Source organism: Shinella zoogloeoides (assembly GCF_020883495.1).
GTDB lineage: Bacteria > Pseudomonadota > Alphaproteobacteria > Rhizobiales > Rhizobiaceae > Shinella > Shinella zoogloeoides.
On record NZ_CP086610.1, the window covers coordinates 1,930,098 to 1,951,112 of the forward strand.

At 64.8% G+C, this 21,015-nt stretch carries 24 protein-coding genes; 13 read left to right on the forward strand and 11 right to left on the reverse strand.

What is annotated here, in order from left to right:
• Position 1 precedes the first annotated feature (1 nt).
• From K8M09_RS09705 to K8M09_RS09720, 4 genes are all read right to left on the reverse strand, one after another.
• Positions 2–523 (reverse strand): RNA polymerase sigma factor, encoded by a 522-nt coding sequence (locus K8M09_RS09705; RefSeq protein WP_160784532.1) that lies wholly within the window; start codon positions 521–523, stop codon positions 2–4.
• 78 nt (positions 524–601) lie between these two features.
• On the reverse strand, positions 602–1,294 hold the full coding sequence (locus K8M09_RS09710) for a phosphodiester glycosidase family protein (protein ID WP_229342265.1): 693 nt from the start codon (positions 1,292–1,294) through the stop codon (positions 602–604).
• Between the two features lie 107 nt (positions 1,295–1,401).
• A complete protein-coding gene (locus K8M09_RS09715) occupies positions 1,402–2,094 on the reverse strand; it encodes a 4Fe-4S dicluster domain-containing protein (protein WP_160784534.1) in 693 nt (230 codons plus the stop codon).
• 107 nt (positions 2,095–2,201) lie between these two features.
• Positions 2,202–3,773: a trimethylamine methyltransferase family protein gene (locus K8M09_RS09720; RefSeq protein WP_160784535.1), complete on the reverse strand. Its 1,572-nt coding sequence runs from the start codon at positions 3,771–3,773 to the stop codon at positions 2,202–2,204.
• 365 nt (positions 3,774–4,138) lie between these two features.
• Here K8M09_RS09720 and K8M09_RS09725 point away from each other — a divergent pair, with 365 nt between their 5' ends.
• A complete protein-coding gene (locus K8M09_RS09725) occupies positions 4,139–4,834 on the forward strand; it encodes a corrinoid protein (protein WP_023514481.1) in 696 nt (231 codons plus the stop codon).
• Between the two features lie 91 nt (positions 4,835–4,925).
• Here the strand turns inward: K8M09_RS09725 and K8M09_RS09730 are convergent, their stop codons facing one another.
• Positions 4,926–5,084, reverse strand: a complete 159-nt coding sequence (locus K8M09_RS09730) for an entericidin domain-containing protein (RefSeq protein WP_160784536.1) — start codon at positions 5,082–5,084, stop codon at positions 4,926–4,928.
• Positions 5,085–5,098: 14 nt separating this feature from the next.
• On the opposite strand from K8M09_RS09730, the gene K8M09_RS09735 reads away from it, so the two are divergent.
• From K8M09_RS09735 to K8M09_RS09775, 9 genes are all read left to right on the forward strand, one after another.
• Complete coding sequence (locus K8M09_RS09735; RefSeq protein ID WP_160784537.1) at positions 5,099–5,740, forward strand: DUF1638 domain-containing protein; 642 nt, start codon at positions 5,099–5,101, stop codon at positions 5,738–5,740.
• 97 nt (positions 5,741–5,837) lie between these two features.
• On the forward strand, positions 5,838–6,620 hold the full coding sequence (locus tag K8M09_RS09740) for a formyl transferase (protein WP_160784538.1): 783 nt from the start codon (positions 5,838–5,840) through the stop codon (positions 6,618–6,620).
• Positions 6,621–6,729: 109 nt separating this feature from the next.
• Positions 6,730–7,032, forward strand: coding sequence for a virulence factor (locus K8M09_RS09745; RefSeq protein ID WP_160784539.1), 303 nt, complete (start codon positions 6,730–6,732; stop codon positions 7,030–7,032).
• Positions 7,025–7,612: a methylenetetrahydrofolate reductase C-terminal domain-containing protein gene (locus K8M09_RS09750; RefSeq protein ID WP_160784540.1), complete on the forward strand. Its 588-nt coding sequence runs from the start codon at positions 7,025–7,027 to the stop codon at positions 7,610–7,612. The genes K8M09_RS09745 and K8M09_RS09750 overlap by 8 nt, the downstream gene beginning before the upstream one ends.
• A 3-nt stretch (positions 7,613–7,615) precedes the next feature.
• Positions 7,616–8,710, forward strand: coding sequence for a methylenetetrahydrofolate reductase (locus tag K8M09_RS09755; RefSeq protein WP_160784541.1), 1,095 nt, complete (start codon positions 7,616–7,618; stop codon positions 8,708–8,710).
• Between the two features lie 91 nt (positions 8,711–8,801).
• Positions 8,802–9,770, forward strand: coding sequence for a methyltetrahydrofolate cobalamin methyltransferase (locus tag K8M09_RS09760; RefSeq protein WP_160784542.1), 969 nt, complete (start codon positions 8,802–8,804; stop codon positions 9,768–9,770).
• A 1-nt stretch (position 9,771) separates the two neighbouring features.
• Positions 9,772–10,095: a hypothetical protein gene (locus K8M09_RS09765; RefSeq protein ID WP_160784543.1), complete on the forward strand. Its 324-nt coding sequence runs from the start codon at positions 9,772–9,774 to the stop codon at positions 10,093–10,095.
• A gap of 36 nt (positions 10,096–10,131) precedes the next feature.
• Positions 10,132–12,204 (forward strand): ASKHA domain-containing protein, encoded by a 2,073-nt coding sequence (locus K8M09_RS09770; RefSeq protein WP_160784544.1) that lies wholly within the window; start codon positions 10,132–10,134, stop codon positions 12,202–12,204.
• A 70-nt stretch (positions 12,205–12,274) separates the two neighbouring features.
• Positions 12,275–12,679: a hypothetical protein gene (locus K8M09_RS09775; RefSeq protein WP_229342267.1), complete on the forward strand. Its 405-nt coding sequence runs from the start codon at positions 12,275–12,277 to the stop codon at positions 12,677–12,679.
• A gap of 45 nt (positions 12,680–12,724) precedes the next feature.
• On the opposite strand, the gene K8M09_RS09780 is transcribed toward K8M09_RS09775, so the two are convergent.
• Positions 12,725–13,642 carry a LysR family transcriptional regulator gene (locus K8M09_RS09780; RefSeq protein WP_160784545.1) on the reverse strand — a complete coding sequence of 306 codons (918 nt, stop codon included), beginning with the start codon at positions 13,640–13,642 and terminating at the stop codon, positions 12,725–12,727.
• Positions 13,643–13,758: 116 nt separating this feature from the next.
• Between K8M09_RS09780 and K8M09_RS09785 the strand changes: the two genes are divergently transcribed.
• Positions 13,759–13,977 carry a hypothetical protein gene (locus tag K8M09_RS09785; RefSeq protein ID WP_160784546.1) on the forward strand — a complete coding sequence of 73 codons (219 nt, stop codon included), beginning with the start codon at positions 13,759–13,761 and terminating at the stop codon, positions 13,975–13,977.
• 105 nt (positions 13,978–14,082) lie between these two features.
• Positions 14,083–14,277, forward strand: coding sequence for a hypothetical protein (locus K8M09_RS09790; RefSeq protein WP_160784547.1), 195 nt, complete (start codon positions 14,083–14,085; stop codon positions 14,275–14,277).
• A gap of 93 nt (positions 14,278–14,370) precedes the next feature.
• On the opposite strand, the gene K8M09_RS09795 is transcribed toward K8M09_RS09790, so the two are convergent.
• On the reverse strand, positions 14,371–14,970 hold the full coding sequence (locus K8M09_RS09795; RefSeq protein ID WP_160784548.1) for a GNAT family N-acetyltransferase: 600 nt from the start codon (positions 14,968–14,970) through the stop codon (positions 14,371–14,373).
• Positions 14,971–15,250: 280 nt separating this feature from the next.
• Here K8M09_RS09795 and K8M09_RS09800 point away from each other — a divergent pair, with 280 nt between their 5' ends.
• Positions 15,251–16,258 carry a GlxA family transcriptional regulator gene (locus K8M09_RS09800; protein WP_160784549.1) on the forward strand — a complete coding sequence of 336 codons (1,008 nt, stop codon included), beginning with the start codon at positions 15,251–15,253 and terminating at the stop codon, positions 16,256–16,258.
• Positions 16,259–16,318: 60 nt separating this feature from the next.
• Here the strand turns inward: K8M09_RS09800 and K8M09_RS09805 are convergent, their stop codons facing one another.
• The 4 genes from K8M09_RS09805 to K8M09_RS09820 form a co-directional block, all read right to left on the reverse strand.
• The gene (locus tag K8M09_RS09805) at positions 16,319–17,146 is read right to left on the reverse strand and encodes a response regulator (protein ID WP_160784550.1); all 828 of its coding nucleotides are present in this window, start codon (positions 17,144–17,146) and stop codon (positions 16,319–16,321) included.
• A 177-nt stretch (positions 17,147–17,323) separates the two neighbouring features.
• A complete protein-coding gene (locus tag K8M09_RS09810; RefSeq protein ID WP_160784601.1) occupies positions 17,324–17,587 on the reverse strand; it encodes a hypothetical protein in 264 nt (87 codons plus the stop codon).
• 141 nt (positions 17,588–17,728) lie between these two features.
• On the reverse strand, positions 17,729–20,254 hold the full coding sequence (locus tag K8M09_RS09815) for a mechanosensitive ion channel family protein (RefSeq protein WP_229342269.1): 2,526 nt from the start codon (positions 20,252–20,254) through the stop codon (positions 17,729–17,731).
• 59 nt (positions 20,255–20,313) lie between these two features.
• Entirely contained in the window at positions 20,314–20,856 is a 543-nt protein-coding gene (locus K8M09_RS09820) for a DUF924 family protein (RefSeq protein ID WP_229342271.1), read from the reverse strand.
• Positions 20,857–21,015: the final 159 nt, after the last annotated feature.

Sequence of the window (21,015 nt, forward strand, 5' to 3'; positions counted from 1 at the left end):
GTCACGCGGCGGCATCGCGCAAAAGCACCTTCAGGCGCTTGCGGGCCTCGTGCACATGCCAGGAAATCGTCGTTTCGGCGCAGCCGAGCACCTCGGCCGCAGCGGCGTGGCTCAGGCCTTCACCATAGATGAGCAGCACGGCGTCGCGCTGCTTGTCGGGAAGCTGGCGCACGGCCTGCCAGAGGTCCTCGTTGTCGCCCTCCTGCGGGCCGCCTTCCAGCACGGCCCGCTCACGCAGATAGGCCGCATCGCGCCATTCGGCCCGGCGGCGCTTGCGCATCTGGTCGCGGGCGGCGTTCAGCGTCACGGTGTAAAGCCATGTGCCGAAGCGGCTCGCGCCCTTGAAGCCGCGAATGGCGGCGGCAAGGCGTATGCACACCTCCTGCGCCACGTCCTCGGCGTCCTGCCGGTCGCCGCACCATCGCCAGGCGACGGCGTGAATGAAATCATAGCGGCTTTCGACTAGCGCGGCGAATGCCTGCCGGTCCCCCAAAGCCGCTTTCTCGACGAGTTCTGTTTCCACGGGTCCATCCCGATTGCGTGCACTAACCCTTCAGACGTCTGCCGGGCGGCAATCCTTGGGCGGCAAACGAGATTTTTTTCACCAGGGCAGTTTTTTCACGACAGCGATGATCGTGCCCATCACCGCATCGCGGTCATGCCGCCGGATTTCCGGCGCATAGAGGCTGGAAATACTACCGTCGAGGAAGAGCGCATTGTTGCATTGCAGCCGGTCGCGGAAGAGCGTCGCGAAGTCGTGGAAACGCACCGGAACATCGGAAATAGCGAAGGCGACGCGCCCATCCGGCAGGATGCCGACGCCGTTGCGGATTTGCAGGCTGGTGGCATCCGGCAGGAAACGAGGATGGATCTTCCCGTCGATGACGAGCATCGGCCCGGATTGCGTTGCCGCGACGGGCGAAAGGCCGGCCTTGGCAAAAGCCTCCGTCTCCATCACGCCGGCCTTGCCCTCCGCTACCCAGAACACGCCATTCGGCTTCATGAAGAAATTGCCGAAGGCATCGTCGTGATTGAGCGCGCCCGTCTCCTTGCCATCCTCCACCAGCAGCCCGACCGGCCCGTAGTCGTGGTGATACATGCCGCCATTCATGGCGAAGCTCATATGCTGCCCGTTGCGCAGAAGATGCGTGTTGAGCTGGTCGTAGGTCGCCCCCGCCGTGTCCAGCGTCCTCGCGCCGTAAAGCCGGATCGCGTCCTTCGCCGGATCGAAGGTGCAGACGGTATAACGGCCGGAAAGATGCTCGATCCCGGCGCATTTCGGCGGTTCGGCCATGGCGGTGCTCCGCAGGACAAGGATGAAAAACAAAAATGAAAGAGACAGGAATAACCGCATGGGCCTTGGCTCCCCTCGCAATGCGGCGAATTTAGCGGTGATTCCCCTCAAAGCGACAGCGCCGCCATGTGGAAGCGCAGTTGCGCGTCGTCGTAGCGATAGGCGGCACCCACAGGACAGGCCGCGCGGGCGAGACAGCCGGAGAGCATGCAGCCCGCCTGCCCCTCCTGCGTGCGCAGATGCGAGCGGCAGGCCGGCACGTCGAAGGCTCCCGCATGGACCGCGCCGGCGGGACAGGTGGTCAGGCATGGTTTGTCGGGACAGTGGTCGCAGGGATGGGGTTTTGCCGCGAACCGTTCCTCCTCGATCCTCTCCACAAAACCCAGCGCGCCACGATAGCCATGCCAGAGGCCGTAAACGGGGTGGATGAGGATGCCGAGTGGCGAGGTCTTCAGGCCCTCCGCGCGCATGGCCCATTGCTGGAAGGGTTGCCAGGGCGGGTCGGAGGGAAACCAGACGGTGGCGTCCACCGCCGCAGCGACGGGATGGAGAACCGCTTTCGACCAGGTGTCCAGGGGATCGCTGCCGCCGCGATCCGGCTGCGTCTCGCGCCAGCGCGAGAAGGCGGGCCAGAGGGAGGAGCCGATATTGCCGATGAGCACGACGCTTCCGGCGGGGCGGCCGTCCGCCAGTTGCGGGGCGGTCTCGCCCTCGGCGAAATTCACGAAGCCACGCAAAAAAAGACCGTGCGGCTCGAGAGCCGCACGGATGTTGTTCGTATCGGGACGACGCGCCCTCACCGGGTCACGTCTCCCTTGAGCTCGTAGTGGGGACGCCAGACGTCTTTCTGGATCATGTCCGCCACCCGCGTCGCTCCGCCTTGCTCCCTGGCGCGATCGGGACCCTTTCAGGTAAAGGCGTCCGGCATCGATTCCTTGCGCTTGGCAACGTATTCGAGCAGCGCATCGTCGATCGACGGATCGAGATACGGCGCCTCATAGTGCTCCAGCCAGGTGCGGCAGAGCGCGTTGGCGCGCTCCTCGATGCGCTTCTGGCCTTCGATCTCCCACTGCTCGAACGAGTTGTTGTCGGCGAGCGGCGAGCGGTAGAAGGCGCTCTGGAAGTTGGCCTGGGTATGGGCGCAGCCGAGATAGTGGCTGCCCGGGCCGACTTCGCGGATGGCGTCGAGCGCCTGCGCAGTCTCCGAAAGGTCGATGCCTTCGGCGAACTTTTGCTGCATGCCGAGCTGGTCTTGGTCGATCATGAACTTCTCGTAGGAGGCGACGAGGCCGCCTTCGAGCCAGCCGGCCGCGTGCAGCACGAAATTCGTGCCGGCGAGCAGCGTCATGTTCAGCGTGTTGGCCGATTCGTGGGCCGCCTGCGCATCCGGAATCTTCGAGCCGCAGAGCGAGCCGCCCGTACGGAACGGCAGGCCAAGGCGGCGGGCGAGCTGCGCCGCGCCGTAGGAGACGAGCGACGGCTCCGGCGAACCGAAGGTCGGCGCGCCCGACTGCATGGAGATCGAGGCGGCGAAGGTGCCGAACAGCACCGGCGCACCCTTGCGGATGAGCTGGGTGAAGGACGCGCCGGCGAGAACCTCGGCAAGAATCTGCGTCAGCGTGCCGGCGACCGTGACCGGGCTCATGGCGCCCGACAGGATGAACGGCGAGACGACGCAGGCCTGATTATGACGGGCATAGACCTTCAGCGCGCCCACCATGGTCTCGTCGAAGACCATCGGCGAATTGGCGTTGATGAGGTTGAGCGTGACCGTGTTCTTCTCGACGAAATCGTCGCCGAAGACGAGCTTGGCCATGGCGATCGTGTCTTCCGCGCGTTCCGGCGCGGTGACCGAGCCCATGAACGGCTTGTCGGAATATTTGATATGGCTGTAGACCATGTCCAGGTGACGCTTGTTCACCGGAACGTCCACCGGCTCGCAGACCGTGCCGCCGGAGGAATGCATGGACGGCGCCATATAGGCGAGCTTCACGAAATTGCGGAAGTCCTCGATGGTCGCATAGCGGCGATTGCCGTCGAGGTCGCGCACGAAGGGCGGGCCATAGACCGGCGCGAAGACGGTGGCCTTGCCGCCGATATGCGCGTTGCGCTCGGCGTTGCGGGCATGCCAGGTGAAATCGGACGGAGCGGTCTTCAGAAGCTCACGGCACAGGCCCTTGGGAAAATGCACGCGCTCGCCGCGCACATCCGCGCCGGCATCCTTCCAGAGCGCCAGGGCTTCCGGGTCGTCGCGGAATTCGATGCCGATCTCCTCCAGCACGCGGTCGGCATTGCGCTCGATCAGCGACAGGCCTTCCTCGTCGAGAACCTCGTATTCCTTCACCTTGCGGGTGATGTAGGGCAGCGACGGGCCGGGACCGCCCCCCGTGCGCGATGCGCGCCGTGCGGCCGCGCCGCGTCCCTCGCGCGAACGGCGTCCGCCGCCCTCGCCTGCTGCCTGCTGGATGTCCTCGCTCATGATCCGTCTTTCCTTGTGCTGCCCGGCCTTGTACTTCCGGCCTTGTTCTTCCAGCGCCTGAATGCGCCTCCTGCCCTATGCTAGCAAGCCCCGGGTGGAGGGCGGTTCTCAATGCGCCAAGCCGTGGCGCACGCTGGATATCGATGTCGCGGAGACTATAGCGGGTTTGCGACGGCGCGCGTAGCGGCATCGTCGCGTTTGCACTGTCAATTCACGGCTTTACGGAGTATTGAGGAAACAAGTGTTCGGCGGGTCGCTTTTCGCTGTATGCGACGTCGCTTTCAAAATCAGGTGCGCGCGGGAGGAAGGATATTCCTTTACGACGAGCCTGCCGACCGCAGAGCCAATGGAGACGAGGAACCAACATGTCTGACGACGAAATCATTCTCGCCGATCTCTCCGACGAAGAGCTTGTGCAGCAGATGCACGACGACCTCTACGACGGCCTCAAGGAGGAGATCGAAGAGGGCACGAACATCCTGCTCGAACGCGGCTGGGCTCCCTATGACGTGCTGACCCAGGCGCTCGTCGAAGGCATGCGCATCGTCGGCGTCGACTTCCGCGACGGCATCCTCTTCGTTCCGGAAGTGCTGCTTTCGGCCAATGCCATGAAGGCCGGCATGTCGATCCTGCGTCCGCTGCTCGCCGCCACCGGCGCGCCGAAGCAGGGCAAGATGGTCATCGGCACCGTCAAGGGCGACATCCACGACATCGGCAAGAACCTCGTCGGCATGATGATGGAAGGCGCGGGCTTCGACGTCATCGACCTCGGCATCAACAACCCGGTCGAAAACTACCTCGAAGCCATCGAGCGCGAGCAGCCGGATATCCTCGGCATGTCCGCCCTGCTGACCACCACCATGCCCTACATGAAGGTCGTCATCGACACGATGAAGGAAAAGGGCCTGCGCGACGACTACGTCGTTCTCGTCGGCGGCGCGCCGCTGAACGAGGAATTCGGCAAGGCCGTCGGTGCGGACGCCTATTGCCGCGACGCGGCCGTCGCCGTTGAAACGGCCAAGGAATTCATGAAGCGCAAGCACAACATGCTTGCAGGCTGACAAACGAATAGGGCGGCGCCGGTCTTGAATCGGCGCCACCCTGCAATGATCTATCAGGTAGCCGCGCCCGAAGGCGCTGGCCCCGGCCGCATCAGTTGGCGGCGCGTGCGATGTTGTTGCCGGCATCCTTCGTCGCGTCGACGGCGTTGGCCGTATCCCGGCCCAGGCCGCGAATGGTGTTGCCGCAGGCGCTGAGCATGATCAGCGCGGTGAGTACGATACCGAAACGGGCGAGATGTTTCGCGGTCATGGCAGGGTCTCCTCATGAATCACTTCGAATCGAAAGTTAGACCAGCAAAGCCGGAAGGGGAACGTACCCCCCCTGAAAAATTACGGGTGATCGCCTGCGGCGCCATCGCCCGCGAAGTCCTCGCCATCCGGGATGCGAACGGTCTCGACCATATCGACCTGCAATGTCTTCCCGCCATCTGGCACGCCCATCCGGAAAAGATCGCCCCCGGCGTGGAACAGGCGATCGGGGAGGCCCGGGCCGAAGGCTTTTCGCGCATCTTCGTCGGCTATGCCGATTGCGGCACCGGCGGACTGCTCGACAAGGTCTGCGAGCGCGAGGGCGTCGAGCGCATCGCCGGCCCGCACTGTTATTCCTTCTTCGCCGGCAACGAAGCCTTCGCGGCCAAGGACGACGACGTGACGTCCTTCTTCCTTACCGACTTCCTCGCCCGCCAGTTCCGCTCCTTCGTCATCGAGCCGCTCGGCCTCGACCGGCATCCGCAGTTGAAGGAGATGTATTTCGGCAATTACCGCAAGGTCGTCTACCTCTCGCAGATCGAGGACGAGGCCCTGCAGCAGAAGGCGAAGGAAGCCGCAGACTATCTCGGCCTCGCCTACGAATACCGCTTCACCGGCTATGGCGACCTGACGGGCGAACTGCTGCGGGCGCGTTAGCCAATCCTTAGCCCTGCCTTGCAAATCCGGGGCGACGGTTACCGCTTCCTAAGCCATGTCCACGATGATGCGCGCCAAAGACCGGGCGAGGCATGACATGACGGAACGCGAGACGCGAATGGAAACGGTGGCGATGCTGATCCAGCCCGGCACCAACCCCGAAATCGTCGTCAACGCCGTCAGGGCGGCCTTCCCGAATCTCGTGGTGATCGAGGAACAGCCCGAATCGAAGGCGCTCTTCATCCGGCGACGCGCCAGGAAACTCGGCTGGGTGCAGGCGCTGGGACAGCTCGCGACCATGGTCGTCTCCAGATACGGCAAGCGCTTCACCGCCGCCCGCGCTGCCGAAATCCTCGAAGAATTCGGCGCAAATCCTCAAATCGACTCGACAATCCGTCGGATCGCCGTTCCCTCCGCCAACAGCCCGGATTTCCTGAAGGTGCTCGACGGCGTTCGCCCGGCAGCGCTGCTTCTCGTCAGCACCCGCATGCTGAAGGCCGAAACGCTCGCCGCCATCCCCTGCCCCGTCCTCAACCTGCATGCCGGCATCAACCCGCAATATCGCGGCCTGCAGGGCGGCTACTGGTCGCGCGTCATGGCCGACGAGGCGAACTTCGGCGCGACCGTGCATCTCGTCGATGCGGGCGTGGATACCGGCGGCGTGCTCTACCAGCATCGCCTCGAACCGTCCAAACGCGACACGATGCACACCTATCCGCTGCTCCAGACGGCGGCGGCGACCGGCATCGTCGTCGCGGCGCTGCGCGATGCGGTTTGCGGTGACCTCAAGCCTTTGAAAATAGCGGCGCCCTCGCGGCAATGGTATCATCCGCCGATCTGGACCTGGCTCTGGAACGGCGTGACCCGCGGCATCTGGTAAAACTTCTGGATAGCGAAATCCCGCGTCGCTTTTGAGCATGGGGCAGTCGTGGCGAGTGCAGCCCGCGACGCGGCCACGAAGCATTGTCATTGCGAGGAGACCTTTTCACATGGCAGACCGCATCATCGTCTACTGGCGCGACATCCCCGCCCAGGTCATCATCAAGAAGGGCCGCACGAACGCCAAGCGGGAGCTGTCGCTGCGCTTCACCGAGGCGATCGACATGTGCGCCATGCGCACCGGCGCCGCCGAGACGGACGACTACCTCGCCGAATGGCGCAAGGCCGATCCGGTCCCGGTTTCCGACGATCTCGAAGCCGAGGCCGACAAGGCCGCCGCCGAGCTGGAAGCCGCCTATGACCGCGAGCGCCTCGTCGCCCTCGTCAAGGCCGGAGGCCGCGACAATGGCTGACGCCGTCCAGAAGCCCGGTAATGCCGCGCCCGCCAAGAAGGCCGCCACCGGCGCCTTCACCCCGGCCGGCGTCTCCCCGAGCCGCCGCTCGCGCCACAAATACACGATCCGCCTGTGGGCCGTGCGCAACTCGCGCTTCTTCGAGTGGTTCTACAACCGCTTCGCCCAAGGCTTCCTGCTGCTGCACCCGGTCTGGAAGCTCTTCGGCTACCAGCGCGTGGAGCGACCGATCACCTTCGTCGAGCGCCATGTGAAGGGTTTCCTCTTCGACTGTCGCATGTGCGGCCAGTGCGCTCTGTCCTCCACGGGCATGTCCTGCCCGATGAACTGTCCCAAGCAGCTTCGCAACGGTCCCTGCGGCGGCGTGCGCGCCAACGGCAATTGCGAAGTGGAGCCGGACATGCCCTGCGTCTGGGTACAGGCATGGAAGGGCTCGCAGAACATGGCGAACGGGAATGCCATCATGAACGTGCAGAAGCCGGTGAACCAGTCGCTGCGTGAAACCTCCTCCTGGCTGCGCGTGACGGCCGAAGCCGCCGCTGCCCGGGAAGCCGACGCCTCCGCCGGAAAGGACGCCTGAGCCATGGCGCATATCGACGAAAACCCGCTCGGCGCGCACCTGCCGCTCGATCCGCTTCCCGGCCATTCCTCGCTCGGCCGCCTCGAACGCGTCCTGCGCCGCGGCGAATTCGCCGTGACGACGGAACTCAACCCGCCGGACAGCGCCAACCCGGAAGACGTCTATGCCCGCGCCGCGATCTTCGACGGCTGGGTGGACGGCATCAACGCGGTGGACGCTTCGGGCGCCAACTGCCACATGTCGTCCGTCGGCATCTGCGCGCTTTTGACCCGCATGGGCTATGCGCCGATCATGCAGATCGCCTGCCGCGACAAGAACCGCATCGCCATCCAGGGCGACGTGCTGGGCGCGGCCGCCATGGGCGTGTGCAACATCATGTGCCTCACCGGCGACGGCGTGCAGGCCGGCGACCAGCCGGGCGCAAAGCCGGTCTTCGACCTCGACTGCATGTCGCTGCTCGAAACGGTGCGCATCATGCGCGACAATTCGAAATTCCTGTCGGGCCGCAAGCTGACGACGCCGCCGAAGGTCTTCCTCGGCGCGGCGATCAACCCCTTCGCCCCGCCCCACGACTTCCGCCCCTATCGCCTCGCCAAGAAGATCGAGGCCGGCGCGCAGTTCGTGCAGAGCCAGTATTGCTTCGATGTTCCCATGTTCCGGGAATACATGAAGAAGGTGCGCGACCTCGGCCTGCACGAGAAGTGCTACATCCTCGTCGGCGTCGGGCCGATGGCCTCCGCCAAGACGGCCAAGTGGATCCGCTCCAACGTGCCGGGCATCCACATTCCCGATGCGGTCATCAAGCGCCTGGAAGGCGCGGAAGACCAGAAGAAGGAAGGCAAGCAGCTCTGCATCGACATCATCAACGAGGTGAAGGAGATAGAGGGCGTTTCCGGCATTCACGTCATGGCCTACCGCCAGGAAGAATATGTCGCGGAAATGGTGCATGATTCCGGCGTGCTGAAGGGCCGCCAGCCCTGGAAGCGCGAGCCGAACCCGGTCGACCAGCTCATTGCCGAACGCATCGAGGCGGCGCGCAACGGTCAGGAACAGGACCAGCAGCAGATGGCCGGACAGGCCGCCCAGCAACCCCATTGATTCCGCCTGCCGGCGCCCGCCGGCATGCAGCTTGTAACACCGGAAATCGCGCGCTAGACCAGAACCAGCGCCCTGCCCCAGAGGACCCTATATGACACGCACCATCGTCGCCTCGGCCACCCGCGAAATCGTCATCGGTTTCGACCAGCCCTTCTGCGTCATCGGCGAACGCATCAACCCGACCGGCCGCAAGAAGCTGGCCGCGGAAATGCAGGCCGGCAACTTCGAGACCGTCATCAAGGACGCGCTGGAACAGGTCGCCGCCGGTGCGACGATGCTCGACATCAATGCGGGCGTGACCTCGGTCAACCCGAACGAGACCGAACCGGGCCTGCTCGTCCAGACGCTGGAGATCGTCCAGGGCCTCGTCGATATCCCGCTCGCCATCGACTCGTCGGTAACGGCCGCCATCGAAGCCGGCCTCAAGGTCGCCAAGGGCCGCCCGCTGGTGAACTCGGTCACGGGCGAGGAAGAAAAGCTCGAAGCGATCCTGCCGCTGGTCAAGAAATACGACGTTCCGGTCGTCGCCATCTCGAACGACGAAACCGGCATCTCCATGGACCCGGACGTGCGCTTCGCCGTCGCCAAGAAGATCGTCGAACGCGCCATGGACCACGGCATCAAGCCGCACGACATCGTCGTCGACCCGCTCGTCATGCCGATCGGCGCGCTGGGCGATGCCGGCCGACAGGTCTTCCAGCTCCTTTATCGCCTGCGCAACGAGCTGAAGGTCAACACGACCTGCGGCCTCTCCAACATCTCCTTCGGCCTGCCGCACCGCCACGGCATCAATGCCGGCTTCATCCCGATGGTCATCGGCGCCGGCATGACGTCCGCCATCATGAACCCGTGCCGCCCGCAGGAAATGGAAGCCGTGCGCGCCGCCAACGTGCTGAACGGCACCGACGCGAACTGCACCAACTGGATCATGACCTACCGCGACCACAAGCCCGCCGAAGCCGGTGCGCCGGCTGCGGCCTCCGCCGCAGCCCCTGCAGCCGGCGGCGGTCGCCGTGGCGGTCGCGCAGCCCGCGCCGGCGCCGGCGCGGCACGGGAATAACGTGGCCGGCGGGCGTCAGCTTCGTCGCGACGCCTTCAGCCTCTGGCTGGAGGCCCCTTTCGTGATCGCCATGCGCTGCCACGAGATGGGCATGGCCGCGATGACGGGTTCGACGCAGGACACCGCCGAAATGACCCGGATGGTCACCGAGAAGATGGCTGCCGCGGCGGAAAGCGTCGTGGCGGCCAATTTTGCTTTGGCAAAGGCCCTGATGACGGCGGCTTCGCCGGAAAGCACGGTCCGCGCCGTTTCCGAAGCCGCCGTCAGGCCCTACGGCAAGCGCGTGCGCCGCAATGCGCGCCGCCTCGCCGCCCGGAAGCACTGACATGGCCGGCCCTGTCTGCAAGAGAGAGTATGAGCGATGCGCATCGAAGGTGAGAGCGAGACCAATATGACGGAAGCCTCGGCAAAGGAACCGCTCGTCCTCTTCATGCCCTCGGGCAAGCGCGGCCGCTTCCCGGTCGGCACGCCCGTTCTGGAAGCCGCGCGCAAGCTGGGCGTCTATGTCGAGAGCGTGTGCGGCGGGCGCGCGACCTGCGGGCGCTGTCAGATCGAGGTGCAGGAAGGCAACTTCGCCAAGCACAAGATCGTCTCCTCCCTCGACCACATCTCCGAAAAGGGCCCGAAGGAAGAGCGCTACGAGAAGATCCGCGGCCTTCCCGAAGGACGCCGCCTCTCCTGCTCCGCCCTCATCCTCGGCGATCTCGTCGTCGACGTGCCGCAGGACACCGTCATCAATGCGCAGGTCGTGCGCAAGGCGGCGACCGACCGTGTCATCGAGCGCAACGCCGCCGTCCAGCTCTGCTATGTCGAGGTGGACGAACCCGACATGCACAAGCCGCTCGGCGATCTCGACCGCCTCAAGGTCATGCTGGAAAAGGACTGGGGCTGGAAGGACCTTCTCATCGCTCCGCACCTCATCCCGCAGGTCCAGTCGATCCTGCGCAAGGGCGAATGGGGCGTCACCGCCGCCATCCACCGCGACATGGATAGTTCGCGCCCCTTCATCGTCGGCCTGTGGCCGGGCCTCAAGAACGAGGCCTATGGCATCGCCTGCGATATCGGCTCGACGACCATCGCCATGCATCTCGTCTCGCTGCTCTCCGGCCGCATCGTCGCCTCCTCCGGCACGTCGAACCCGCAGATCCGCTTCGGCGAGGATCTGATGAGCCGCGTCTCCTACGTCATGATGAACCCGGACGGCCGGGAAGCCATGACCAAGGCGGTGCGCGAGGCCGTCAACAGCCTGATCGGCAAGGTCTGCGAGGAAGGTGAGGTCGACCGGCACGATATCCTCGACCTCGTCTTCGTCGCCAACCCCATCATGCACCACCTCTTCCTCGGCATCGACCCGACGGAACTCGGCCAGGCGCCCTTCGCGCTCGCCGTGTCCGGCGCGCTGCAATATTGGGCGCATGAGATCGATATCGAGGTCAATCGCGGCGCGCGACTCTATACGCTGCCCTGCATCGCCGGCCATGTCGGCGCGGATGCGGCCGGCGCGACGCTTGCGGAAGGCCCCTATCGGCAGGATCGCATGATGCTGCTGGTCGACGTCGGCACCAATGCGGAAATCGTGCTCGGCAACAAAAGCCGCGTCGTCGCCGCCTCCTCGCCCACCGGCCCCGCTTTCGAGGGCGCGGAAATCTCCTCCGGCCAGCGCGCTGCCCCCGGCGCGATCGAGCGCGTGCGCATCGATCCTGCCACGCTGGAGCCGAAATTCCGCGTCATCGGCGTCGACAAGTGGTCCGACGAGGAAGGCTTTGCCGAAGCCGCCTCCAGCGTCGGCGTCACCGGCATCTGCGGCTCGGCGATCATCGAGGTCGTCGCGGAAATGTACCTTTCCGGCATCATCTCCGAGGATGGCGTGGTGGATGGCTCCATGGCGGAGCGCAGCCCGCGCATCCTGCAGAACGGCCGCACCTTCTCCTACCTGCTGCATGACGGCGAGCCGCGCATCACGGTGACGCAGAACGATATCCGCGCCATCCAGCTCGCCAAGTCCGCGCTCTATGCCGGCATCAAGCTCTTGATGGAAAAGCAGGGCGTGGAGCATGTCGACACGATCCGCTTCGCCGGCGCCTTCGGCTCCTTCATCGATCCGAAATACGCCATGGTGCTCGGCCTCATCCCGGACTGCGACCTTGCCGAGGTTAAGGCCGTCGGCAATGCCGCAGGCACCGGCGCGCTGATGGCGCTGCTCAACCGCGACCACCGCCGCGAGATCGAGAAGGAAGTGGCCCGCATCGAGAAGATCGAGACGGCGCTGGAGCCGAACTTCCAGCAGCTCTTCGTCAACGCCATGGCCATGCCGAACAAGGTGGACGCCTTCCCGGAACTTGCCAAGGTGGTCACCCTGCCGGAACGCAAGGTGCTTTCCGACGATGGCGGCGGCGAAGGTGGCGGCCGGCGTCGGCGTCGCAGCCGCGAATGAGGCCGCAGCCGGCCTTTTCCTCGTCCCAAAGCAGCCCTACGATGGGCCGCCGAAGACAATGAGAATCACCATGACCAGTTCCCCCATCGCCGCCGTCGCCCTGTGCGTCGTGCTCGCCTCGCCCGCTTTCGCCGACACCTATGCGGCCGTCAGCAACACGGCGATGTCCATCACCGGCGATATCGAGCTGGATGAAACCGGCATCACCTTCGAAAACGGCGAACAGGTCACGTTCGACGAGCAGGTCGCCGACCGGCTGACGGTCGACGGCCAGTCGGTGGAGGCGCATGTCTTCAGCCTTGCGGAAGCGCGCGATCCGGTCCTGCTCAACGGCAACAGGCTGTGTGGCGCGCCCGTGACCTATGCCGCATCGTGGGAGACGAGCGACGGTAACGGCACGATACTCGCCGTCTTCTCGACGCCGGAGCCGCCGCAGAGCGACGCCGACATGTGCGCCTCCTACACCTACGAATAGACCTGCTTCCGCACGATCCCGGAAGGCGACCCTGCCGGTAGCGCTTCAGCAGGCGACCTGCAGCATGTCCATCGGCCGGCGCTCCATGCGGGCGAAGGCGGCGCGGATATATTCGGCGACAGCCTGCGCCGGGGCCTCGGCCTCATCGCTCACCACGAGGCCAATGAGATAGTGGCCGAGGTCCGGCAGGCCGTCCTTCTCGCCGAGCGCCACCATGTCGTCGCCGACGAGGAAGCGGGCGAGCGGGGCAACGGCGAGGTCCGCGCGGATGGCGGCGCGCTGGCCCATGTGATGGGCGCAGAAATAGGCGACGCGGAAATCCCGGCCCGACCGGCTGAGTTCCTCCAGCGCACGGGCGCGCCAGATGCAGCCCTCTTCCCAGACGGAGACCGGCAGCGGGTTTTTCAGATGGGCATTGCCGCAGTTCTTGCCCGCCCAGACGAGCTGTTCCTTGAGCAGGATTTCACCGGGAACGGGAAGAGTGCCGTCCGCCGAATTGAAGATCGCAAGGTCGAGCCGGCGTTCGGCGACCGCGCGGCGGAGATTCGCGCTGTTCTCGATCGACACGTTGACGGCGATCGACGGGAAGGTTTCGGCAAAGCGGCGCAGCACCTCCGGCAGGATCAGTTCGCCCACATCGTCCGGCGCGCCGAGCCGCACGACGCCGTTCATCTCCGGCATCATGAAGCGCGAGACCGCCTCGTTGCTGAGCGCGATCAGCCGGCGCGCATAGGAAAGCAGCACCTCGCCGTGATGGGTCAGCACCACCGAGCGTGCGTCACGGCGGAAAAGGGTGCAGCCCAGAAGCTCCTCCAGCTTCTTGATCTGCATCGACACCGCCGAGGGCGTGCGATGCACGGTCTCGGCCGCCGTGGTGAAGTTTCCCGTCTCGGCAATCGCCACGAAGGTTCTGAGGATATCCAGCTCCAGCAAGGGGAGCGTCTGGCGCATCAGCAGGTTCATCGCTGCCTCCATGGATCAGAAAATCTGAAGTAAAGACTAACTTCATTTCGTTTGATTGAAATACGAGACAGGCAGATAGTCAATCTGCAAAGCCACCGAATGGAAGGAAAAACGCCATGAACACGCAAAAATCGTTGTCGGACGGCGCCGATCTCGCCGTTCTCGTCCGTGGAAACGGATTCTCCTACGCCATCCGGCGCTTCGTCGGCGAGGCCATCGCGGCCCACCGCAAACGCGCCGCAATCCGCCACACAGCCTATGAACTGAACCAGCTTCCTCCTTACCTGCAACAGGACATCGACTGGCCTGCCATCGGAAAACATGAAGAACGCTGATCTATCCAATCAAATATATTCGTTTGTGTGATGCATGAGGTTGCGAGATAGTCACGATCAAGGTCGCGACCTTTCGATACCTCCCAAGCTCGAAAGGACCCTGAAATGGCAATAGCATTGGAACATCGCCCGGTACGGCGCGCAGCCCCCGCCGGCAGTCTTACCCGTCTCGTGCAGGATGGCCTTGCACGCATCGCATCCGCATGGCGGCGCTACCGCGTCCAGCGCGAACTCGAAGGCCTGTCCTACGACCAGCGCAAGGACATCGGCTTCCGCGCATGGGACAAGACCACGCGATGACAGACGACTGTAACGGCGACATGCCGAAGGAAGACGACGCCGAACACCGCCGGAGCTGACCTCAAACGTCTCTCCGGCGGTTTTCGTTTCGGCCTACAGGATCGGGATATGCGGGGCGGTGTTCATGGGCAGGGCGCCCGTCAACCGGGGATCGTCGAAGACCTCGACCTGCCGCCTGACCGGCGTGAAGCCCGAGCGGATGTAAAAGCCCAGCGCCTGCGGCGAATCCAGCGTGCAGGTATGCAGCCAGAAGCGGCGAATGGGCGACTGCGGCCGCGACCATGCCCGCGCGATGGCGTGGTTCATCAGCCAGCGCCCGGCCCCCTTGCCGATGATCGCCTCGGTCAACCCGAAGAAGGCGAGTTCGCAGCTTCCCTCTTCCCGGAAATCGAGTTCCAGCAGCCCCTCGGCGCGCCCGTCGCGCATCACGGCGAAGACGTCGACATCCGCATGATGCAGGATCGCGGCAAGTTCGGCATCGGCCATGGCGAGACGCGAGGTCCAAAGCCATTGCGCGCCGATACGCCGGTAGAGATCGCGATACCAGGCGGGATCCGCCTTTTCGACAGGCGAAAGCGCGACGCCGGGCTGGTCGATCTCGACATGGCGTTCCGCCGGCGCGGACATCTCCAGGCAGGTCACCACCGCCGCGAGCTTTCCCGCCGGCACGTCCGAATATCCGTCTGGCAGCATTCAGCAGTCCCTTTCGATCGTCTGCGCCGTTGTGACCGCCCGCGCCGGTCCTGTCAAACCGGCGCGCAGGGAGGCGGCGTCGCGTTTTGACCATTACGTAAGGTGCGTCGCAAACGCATAAGAGCCGGCATTCGTCACAATTCCGCCGGAAGCCCCTGACATCGCAACGTTACGTGACAGGCTACAGTCGCAACCATCCTTATGACTGTCGCAAAAATACTAGCGCAGCCGCCGCCTCGCCTGCGACGCTTGCAGTATCTCCCCCGGCATGGACACTCCGATGAACAAGCAAGACGTCAAGAAGCGCTCTCTCGTTTTCTTCCTGGTGCCCAATTTCTCCATGCTGCCCTTCTCGGCGGCCATTGAGACGCTGCGCATCGCAAACCGCATGCTGGGCTACGAAGCCTATACCTGGCGGCTCGCCTCGACGGACGGCCAGCAGGTCCTCTCCTCCAGCGGCATCGGCATAGAGGTCAATTCCTCGCTCGCCGACGAACGCAAGCATCTCGGCGGCGAGAACCGGCCCTCGATGGTGCTGGTCTGTTCCGGCATCTATGTCGAGGACTTCAGCAACAAGTCCGTCAACGCCTGGCTGCGCGAGGTCTATAACCGCGGCATCGCCGTCGGTTCGCTCTGTACGGGCGCGCATGTGCTGGCGCAGGCGGGCCTGCTGACGGGCAAGCGCTGCGCGATCCACTGGGAGAACCTGCCGGGCTTCGCCGAGGCCTTCCCACAGGCCGACGTCTATGCCGACCTCTACGAGATCGACAGCAATATCTACACCTGTGCCGGCGGCACCGCCTCGCTCGACATGATGCTGAACCTGATCGACCAGGATTTCGGCGAGAACCTCGTCAACCGCGTCTGCGAACAGGCGCTGACCGACCGCGTGCGCGGCCCGCACGACCGCCAGCGCCTGCCGCTGCGCGCCCGCCTCGGCGTACAGAACGCCAAGGTTCTGTCGATCATCGAACTGATGGAGAAGAACCTCGCCGAGCCGCTGTCGCTGCTGGAGATCGCCGACGGCGCCGACCTCTCCCGCCGGCAGATCGAGCGGCTGTTCCGCCAGGAAATGGGCCGCTCGCCCGCCCGCTACTACCTCGAAATCCGGCTCGACCGCGCACGGCACCTGCTGGTGCAGTCCTCGATGCCCGTGGTGGAGGTGGCCGTCGCCTGCGGCTTCGTTTCCGCCTCGCACTTCTCCAAGTGTTATCGCGAACTCTACAACCGCTCGCCCCAGCAGGAGCGCGCCGAGCGCAAGCTGACGCTCTCGACCCTCGCGCGCTAGGACCGCTCGACATTCAGGCCGGCATGGGCTGAATGGCGAGCGGTCCCAAGACGGCGGGCTTTAAGCCTGCTGGCGCTGCCGCGCGGTACGGATTTGCGTCAGCGTGTCGAGGTTCTGGTTGACGCGGCAGTAGAATTCCTCGTCGATGAACGGGCGCATGATGAAGTCGTTGCCGCCGGCCTTGAGGAAGCGGGCCGACAGCAGGCGATCCGTCGAGGACGAGACGCCGATGATGCGCAACTGGTGCGAGCCGACCGTGCCGCGAATGCGCCGCGTCAGCTCGAAGCCGTCGATATCCGGCATGTTGTAGTCGGTGATCATCAGCGCGATATCGGGATTGGCCTTGAGCAGCGCGAGCGCGCTGGACCCGTTTTCCGCCGTGCTGACACGGAAATTGTAGCGCTTGAGGCGCGTCGTCAGCAGCGCCCTCGCCGTCGCGCTGTCGTCGACGATCAGCACGTGATGCTGGTGGTTGGTCAGGAAGCGGCAGACCGATTCCGCCAGCATGTCTACCGCGAAGATATTGTCCTTCAGGATATAGTCGACGATCTCCTTGGACAGGAGCTTGTCGCGCGTCGCCTGCTGGAACGTGCCGGTGAAGACGATGGTCGGAATGGAAAGATCCACCAGATAGTTCAGCGCCTCGCCATTCTCGGCGCCCGGCAGGTTTATGTTCGAAATCGCCAGGGTGATCTTGTCGGTGGATTTGTCATAGGCAAGCTCCAGTTCCTCGAAGCTGCGGCAAATCTCGACATCGATGTCGAAAAGCTCCTTCAACCGCTTCGAGATCATGGACGTGAAGACATTCGAGTCCTCGGCAACAAGAATACGGTGGTGCGAAAGAGACGCGCCGGAATACTGCATTCCGGAAATGCCGATGAACGCCATGACTTGCCTTCGTAAGATGGATTATCCCCGTCTGAAGACGTAGCGACAACCCTTTGCGAAAGCGTTAAATTTAGGGGGCTTGAAAACACGACGGGCGGGTCGGCGCGTCGTTTCTCGCAGGCAAAGTAAAACGGCGCGCCTCTTCTTGCGCGCCGTTTGCGGAAAGTGGCCGGATGCCTATTTCACCGAGGCGCCGCCGCCCTTGATCTCGACATCCTCCGCGCCGTTGAGCGCGATGCGGTCGCCGTTAGGCAGGGTGAGGAAGCAGCCCGAGGGGCAGATCGTTTCGGTCGCGCCCGGCTCCAGCGCCACCTCGGCGCGGCTGCCGTCCTCGACGATGACGAGAACCTGCGTGTCGGCGTCCTTGTTGGTCACCGAGGCGGCAACGGCCGGAGCGGACATCGCGGCCGACACCAGCAGCATCATGATCATTCGCTTCATCTTCACCCGGCGCAGCGCGCCGCCCTCTTCAAAGCCCTCGGGGAACACTAACGTTCCCCGATTGGATTTGCATGTGTTTTATGAGGGGGCGGCTGAATGGAGCGTGAATGCGGCGTTCATGTGCCGGAAATCGGGCGGCGCTCAGGTCTCGGGCGTCTCGTCGGCCGTCGGCTTCGCCTTGCGCCGGGCGGCTTGCGGGCGCACTTTCTCCGTCGCCTGTTCGAGAATGGCGGTGATCAGCTCGGCGCTTTCCGGCGATATCTTGACCGGCACCTCCGCCGCCGACGGCGCGCCGATGGCGATCTTCTCCTCGCGGAACCGTTCGAGGATGGCGGCCCTGAGGTCCGACTTGACGCCCGTGCCGTTGAGGATATCCGCCAGGAAGGCGCGGATTTCGAAGTCCAGCGTCGCGGAAGAGAACCCCTGGAAGACGACCGTCGGCTCAGGATTGCGCAGGAGGCCCTGCTGGCCGCGCACGACCTCGACGAGCAGTTGCTGCACGTGGCGCGGATCGTTGCCGCCATGCACGCTGATCGGAATCTCGACGCGGCCGAGCTTGTTGCGGTGCGTCCAGTTGCCGACCTGCCCGTTGATCAGCACCGAGTTCGGCACGATCACCGTCTGGCGCTGGAAGGTCTCGATCTCGGTGGCGCGCACGGAGATGCGGCGCACGAAACCCTCGGTCGTGCCCGCCACCACCCAGTCGCCGACCTTGAACGGTCGCTCGGCAAGCAGGATGAGGCCGGAGACGAAATTCGACACGATGTTCTGCAGGCCGAAACCGATACCGAGCGAGAGGGCGCCGGCGACGAGCGCAAGGCTGGAAAGATTGATGCCCGCCGCCGAGATACCGACGAGACCGGCAAGCGCCACGCCCGCATAGCCGACCGCCGTGCGCACGGAGTTGCGCACGCCCGCATCGACCTGGCTGCGCGCCAGCACATTGCCGTCGACCCACCGCTGGAACCAGCGCGTGATGACGAGGCCGGCGACGAAGAGCAGGACGCCGGCAAGGATGCCCACCAGCGAGATCGTGATGGTGCCGATGCGGATTTCCGTAAAGATGCGATAGGCCCAGGACTCGATATCCGCGATCTGGAAGCCCCATTGCAGCAGGATGAGCGGCACGAAGAAGACGAAGAGCAGCAGATAGATCGCCAGCCCCGCCGCAAGGCCGATCTGGTCGAGCGCGACCTGCCCGAGGCCGAAGCGCTCCTCCAGCCGCTTGCCGACCGCCGTCTCGGCAAAGGCGTTCGTGGCGGAAACGGCGCGGCCGGACAGGAAGCCGATATACATCGTCACCACCACCGCGCCCGTTACCACGATCTGGGTGGCGACAAAGCGCGCCATGCCGACATAGCCGAGCAGCGCCGCGAGGATGAGGCCGAGGCCGGTCAGCACCAGCAGAACGAAGATTGAGCGCGGCCAGGGACGCCCCGGCGAATCCGGCGTCTCACCCTGCCGCAGCACCGGCTTGATGAAGGCGGTGACGAGAAGCAGCGCGCCGATGACGATGGAGGCGAAGAAGCTCTTCACCACCGTCAGCACCACCGGCGAGCCCAGCACCTCGCTGATCGTGCCGAGGAAATAATCCGCGCCGTTGACCACGGCCATGCTGAAGATCAGGAGCCAGAGGAGCTGCGCGCCCCGGTCGGAAACCCGCACCAGCCGCCAGTGCCCGTCCCCCGGCGACAGCACCGCATTGGCAAGCTGCCCGAGGAAATAGATGGCGACCAGCACGCCGAGCGCGATGGCGACGATGGGCGCGATATCGGGCCGCAGCACCTTGAAGGCGTCGAGGAAGAAATAGCTCGCACCGGCAAAGGCCGCCGCCGCCATGGTCGGCAGGACGGTGGACCAGAAGGCGACGGACAGGCGCGTGATATAGTGCGGCTTCTCCTGCCGGGCCGCGCGCGTGATATAGGGCGAGAACAGCCGGTAGCTGCCGGACAGCAGAACAAGGGCCGCCATCAGCGACAGGGCAACGGCGCCCAGAAGCTGCATGCGCTTGAATTTCCAGACGAACTGCATCCACGCTGTCACGGTGCGGCCGAGCGTCTGCGTCTCCTCGGTAATCGCACCGGAGGCCTCGGAGAAGAGATCGGAACTGATTTCGGTCCGCTTCAGGATGGCGTCGGAGAAAAGCTGTCGGCGGATTTCCGTAATGCGGTTGGAAAGCTTCGTCGCCTCGATCGAAAGGTTCTCCGCCTCCCCCGTCAGCGCATTGATCTCGTTGCGCTCGGTGGTGAGCTTCTTGCGCTCCTCCACCACGACGTCGGCCTCGGCCGGCGCGCCCTCGGCCGGCGGGTCGCCAAGCTCGGCCTGACGCGCCTTGATGGCGTCGAGGCGCGGGCGCGTGGCGACGGAGATCGCCAGGATCGACCGGTTCAGCGCTTCCGCCTCGACCTTGAGCTGGACAAGGCGCGCATCGTCGTCGGCATGGGTATCGACGCGCTCGCGGATGGCGTTGAGCTGCGCGCCCGCCTTGTCGAGATCGGCATTGGCCTGCTGGAGCGGCGTCGCCGTCTCGACGGCGGGCGCGGCGGCCGTCTGCGCGAGAACGGGCGTGGCCGCGCTGAGGACAAGCGCGAGAAGAACGGAGACAAGACGAAAGACCGGCAAAAGGCCACCCTCGCAGGACAGAGACAGACGACGCATCGCACGCATGCGATTCCCCACCCTTCTAGCCATGATTGCGGCCATTTTGAACCATCCGGCCCGCGCGGCTAGAATCCGGCCCCCGGTTCGGCGAGATAAGCCTCCTCCTCCCGCGTCGAAACCCTGCCGAGGAAGGCGTTGCGATGGGGAAAGCGGCCATATTCGGCGACGACCTCGCGGTGCCGTATGGCATAGTCGAGATACATCTCGTCGCCATGCGCCTCGAACAGCGCGACGGAAAGATCCTGATCCGCCAGGTCCTCTGAATGCTCGAAGGGCATGTAGAAGAAATGGCGGCGGCCGTAGTCGACCAGCTTGTCCGCCCCAGCCTCTAGCGCCAGCCTTGCCTCGCGCCGGGCGATCCAGTCCGTGGCGAACGCCATCGGCGAGGCGCGGTACATGTTGCGGGGGAACTGGTCGAGCACGATGATCGCCGCCAGCCGCGCCTCGGGGCTTTCCCGCCACTCGGGCGTGACCGCGCGGGAGAGCGCGCGATGCGTCGCGCAAAACCGCGAGAAGACCCGCGCGTCGAGATCGGGCGTGGATTGCCACCAGTCCTTCGCCGTCAGGGTCTCGCACCAATAGCCGACGACCTCCTCCGGCCGCCTCATCCCGTCATCCTGCATATTTGCGCCTCCAGTCATTGTCTGCGGCAATATGGCGTCGCGCCGGGGCGCGGCAAGGGGCCGGCCCTATCGACTCGCGCCATCCGCCCATGCATCCTGCCGCGAGCGGAACCCGAAGGGAAATGGCTTGGCCCGGCAGATCGC

What these genes read in the sequence shown, in the direction of transcription:
- K8M09_RS09710 (WP_229342265.1), bottom strand. Translation starts at nt 1,294, where the DNA reads ATGGCCGAACCGCCGAAATGCGCCGGGATCGAGCATCTTTCCGGCCGT.
- K8M09_RS09720 (WP_160784535.1), bottom strand. Translation starts at nt 3,773, where the DNA reads ATGAGCGAGGACATCCAGCAGGCAGCAGGCGAGGGCGGCGGACGCCGT.
- K8M09_RS09725 (WP_023514481.1), top strand. Translation starts at nt 4,139, where the DNA reads ATGTCTGACGACGAAATCATTCTCGCCGATCTCTCCGACGAAGAGCTT.
- K8M09_RS09730 (WP_160784536.1), bottom strand. Translation starts at nt 5,084, where the DNA reads ATGACCGCGAAACATCTCGCCCGTTTCGGTATCGTACTCACCGCGCTG.
- K8M09_RS09735 (WP_160784537.1), top strand. Translation starts at nt 5,099, where the DNA reads ATGAATCACTTCGAATCGAAAGTTAGACCAGCAAAGCCGGAAGGGGAA.
- K8M09_RS09740 (WP_160784538.1), top strand. Translation starts at nt 5,838, where the DNA reads ATGACGGAACGCGAGACGCGAATGGAAACGGTGGCGATGCTGATCCAG.
- K8M09_RS09745 (WP_160784539.1), top strand. Translation starts at nt 6,730, where the DNA reads ATGGCAGACCGCATCATCGTCTACTGGCGCGACATCCCCGCCCAGGTC.
- K8M09_RS09750 (WP_160784540.1), top strand. Translation starts at nt 7,025, where the DNA reads ATGGCTGACGCCGTCCAGAAGCCCGGTAATGCCGCGCCCGCCAAGAAG.
- K8M09_RS09755 (WP_160784541.1), top strand. Translation starts at nt 7,616, where the DNA reads ATGGCGCATATCGACGAAAACCCGCTCGGCGCGCACCTGCCGCTCGAT.
- K8M09_RS09760 (WP_160784542.1), top strand. Translation starts at nt 8,802, where the DNA reads ATGACACGCACCATCGTCGCCTCGGCCACCCGCGAAATCGTCATCGGT.
- K8M09_RS09770 (WP_160784544.1), top strand. Translation starts at nt 10,132, where the DNA reads ATGCGCATCGAAGGTGAGAGCGAGACCAATATGACGGAAGCCTCGGCA.
- K8M09_RS09775 (WP_229342267.1), top strand. Translation starts at nt 12,275, where the DNA reads ATGACCAGTTCCCCCATCGCCGCCGTCGCCCTGTGCGTCGTGCTCGCC.
- K8M09_RS09780 (WP_160784545.1), bottom strand. Translation starts at nt 13,642, where the DNA reads ATGAACCTGCTGATGCGCCAGACGCTCCCCTTGCTGGAGCTGGATATC.
- K8M09_RS09785 (WP_160784546.1), top strand. Translation starts at nt 13,759, where the DNA reads ATGAACACGCAAAAATCGTTGTCGGACGGCGCCGATCTCGCCGTTCTC.
- K8M09_RS09790 (WP_160784547.1), top strand. Translation starts at nt 14,083, where the DNA reads ATGGCAATAGCATTGGAACATCGCCCGGTACGGCGCGCAGCCCCCGCC.
- K8M09_RS09795 (WP_160784548.1), bottom strand. Translation starts at nt 14,970, where the DNA reads ATGCTGCCAGACGGATATTCGGACGTGCCGGCGGGAAAGCTCGCGGCG.
- K8M09_RS09800 (WP_160784549.1), top strand. Translation starts at nt 15,251, where the DNA reads ATGAACAAGCAAGACGTCAAGAAGCGCTCTCTCGTTTTCTTCCTGGTG.
- K8M09_RS09805 (WP_160784550.1), bottom strand. Translation starts at nt 17,146, where the DNA reads ATGGCGTTCATCGGCATTTCCGGAATGCAGTATTCCGGCGCGTCTCTT.
- K8M09_RS09810 (WP_160784601.1), bottom strand. Translation starts at nt 17,587, where the DNA reads ATGAAGCGAATGATCATGATGCTGCTGGTGTCGGCCGCGATGTCCGCT.
- K8M09_RS09815 (WP_229342269.1), bottom strand. Translation starts at nt 20,254, where the DNA reads ATGCGTGCGATGCGTCGTCTGTCTCTGTCCTGCGAGGGTGGCCTTTTG.
- K8M09_RS09820 (WP_229342271.1), bottom strand. Translation starts at nt 20,856, where the DNA reads ATGAGGCGGCCGGAGGAGGTCGTCGGCTATTGGTGCGAGACCCTGACG.